This window comes from uncultured Agitococcus sp., assembly GCF_937920075.1.
In the GTDB taxonomy this organism is placed as follows: domain Bacteria; phylum Pseudomonadota; class Gammaproteobacteria; order Pseudomonadales; family Moraxellaceae; genus Agitococcus.
Window position 1 is genome coordinate 1 of the sequence record NZ_CALETI010000164.1, and the last position, 1,979, is coordinate 1,979.

The 1,979-nt window shown below is 39.7% G+C and carries 3 protein-coding genes; 2 read left to right on the forward strand and 1 reads right to left on the reverse strand.

The window, feature by feature from the left end; genetic code table 11:
• Positions 1-142 precede the first annotated feature (142 nt).
• Positions 143-334: a hypothetical protein gene (locus tag Q0212_RS06110; protein ID WP_297923610.1), complete on the forward strand. Its 192-nt coding sequence runs from the start codon at positions 143-145 to the stop codon at positions 332-334.
• A gap of 75 nt (positions 335-409) precedes the next feature.
• Positions 410-1,318 (forward strand): lambda exonuclease family protein, encoded by a 909-nt coding sequence (locus Q0212_RS06115; protein ID WP_297923612.1) that lies wholly within the window; start codon positions 410-412, stop codon positions 1,316-1,318.
• A gap of 114 nt (positions 1,319-1,432) precedes the next feature.
• On the opposite strand, the gene Q0212_RS06120 is transcribed toward Q0212_RS06115, so the two are convergent.
• Positions 1,433-1,921, reverse strand: coding sequence for a hypothetical protein (locus Q0212_RS06120; RefSeq protein WP_297923614.1), 489 nt, complete (start codon positions 1,919-1,921; stop codon positions 1,433-1,435).
• Between the last annotated feature and the right edge of the window lie 58 nt (positions 1,922-1,979).

Genomic DNA, 1,979 nt, shown 5'->3' on the forward strand with positions numbered 1-1,979 from the left:
CAGCCATCGATATACTACCCTCAAAATATACCGAAGTTAAAAAACGGTACTGGAGCGCAATTAAAACCAATGAAACACCAACACAAAAACCAACATTCACCGACTTAAAACAAAGAGTATCCGATTGGATTAGGAGTCAATCATGAGCCATCAATCCGAATATGAGTCAATAAAAAAACAGCTTGCAGAACTTGAGCAGTCGTTAAAAAATCGTTGTATTGAATGCTCAAACTTTAACAAGAAAAAGAATGAGTGTATTAAGCATGGCTGCATCCCTAGAGATGTTGTTTATGAAAAAAACGACTGTCCAGACTATGATTTTCTGCCGTTCTAAAAGGAATATTTTATACATTCCTTATAACACACCAACCCTTAAACGCGCTCACAATGTGGGCGCAGGAGTATGACAATGTCAAAACAACCATTACCCATCATAACAGCCGCACAACGTAGTGCAGACTGGCACGAACAGCGCAAAGGGCGCGTTACTGGTAGCATTGCAGGGGCGATACTTGGCCTTAACCCGTTTATGAGTACCGAGCAAGCCTTGCGCAGAATGGTGCGTGATTATCACAACGTAGAATCTGAGTTTACGGGTAATATCGCTACCGAGTACGGCTCACTTAACGAACCCATTGCACAATTAGATTACACCAACAAAACAGGCAATGCCGTCCATGAGTGCGGCTTTTTTGTCCATCCTGAGCATGACTGGCTTGGCGCGTCCCCTGATGGATTGATTGAGTCAGATAATGGCGAGCTAATGGTGCTTGAGATTAAGTGTCCATTTTCTAAGCGTAACGATTTAATACCTGAGTTTAAAAGCATTTATCAACAAAAACACTACTACGCACAATTGCAATTAGAAATGGCTTGTACAGGTACAAGAAAAGCTCATTTTTACCAGTGGAATAAGCACGTTGACTCCGTGGAAATGGTATTTTTTGATAACTCATGGTTTAACGATGCACTGCCAAAACTACGCGCTTTTTATGAGTTATATTTGTCAGAGTTAAACAACCCTGCCCACCTTGAATCTTTAACGCCTGAGATTGTTGATGATAACGCGCTTGCACTATTAGCAGAGTACGACCAAATATCCGAATTTATCGAAAATGCACAGGCGCGAAAAGTAGAGATTATCGAATCACTGGCCAAGATTGCTAACAATAAAAACGCAATCATCAACGGGCGCAAGTTTAGCCAAATTACACGACAAGGCGCGATAAGCTACGCTAAAGCCATCAAAGACCTTTTACCCAATGCTGACCTTACAAAATATCAAGGCAAACCAACAACATATTGGAAGTTGAGTTAATCTAACACCCACAAAAAAGCCACTAATTAAAGTGGCTTCTTTGCGGCTAGTAACTCCCGACCCGAAAACTAAACAAGGTTGCGTGCAAGGGCGTGTTTAGTGTGTTGACTTATTTTACCTTTTATTCTTTGCCTGTAAACTTCTTTCAATCCAAATACAGTTACTTTTTTCGTAATTACCAGTAACGTCTATTCGCTCAATCGTTGGGTCTTTAAGACCTGTATCAGCTCTTAGCCCCATATCACTAACAAAACCCTCAAAAGTTAGCCATTTTTCACACAGCGTTACACCCTTTGCGCCATAGTTTTTATAATCGCCATGAGATTTATTTAAACATCTGCCTTTAATCCCCATGTATGACTTATAATCACCTGTTGATGATAGTCCATGCGTCTTTTTACCATTTAGCTTTTTCAAACAACCGCAAGATTTTGACCCGCCATTTGTCCAGTCAAAAATAGTCTGTATTGTTTCGTTGCCACAATCACATAAAAAAACACCATAACGCTTTGTTTTTTGGTGTAATCTAATTTCGGACTCTCTAAGCAAAGTCAGTTTATTTATTTTTTTACCTATAAGTCCATCTATGTTATTTCTGCCCATAATAATCAACCAAAAAAACCACGCGCCACAATTGGCGCAATAATAAAACTAAAACAGA

Excerpts from the sequence above, each read along its gene's own strand:
- Q0212_RS06110 (WP_297923610.1), top strand. The coding sequence starts at position 143 with ATGAGCCATCAATCCGAATATGAGTCAATAAAAAAACAGCTTGCAGAA.
- Q0212_RS06115 (WP_297923612.1), top strand. The coding sequence starts at position 410 with ATGTCAAAACAACCATTACCCATCATAACAGCCGCACAACGTAGTGCA.
- Q0212_RS06120 (WP_297923614.1), bottom strand. The coding sequence starts at position 1,921 with ATGGGCAGAAATAACATAGATGGACTTATAGGTAAAAAAATAAATAAA.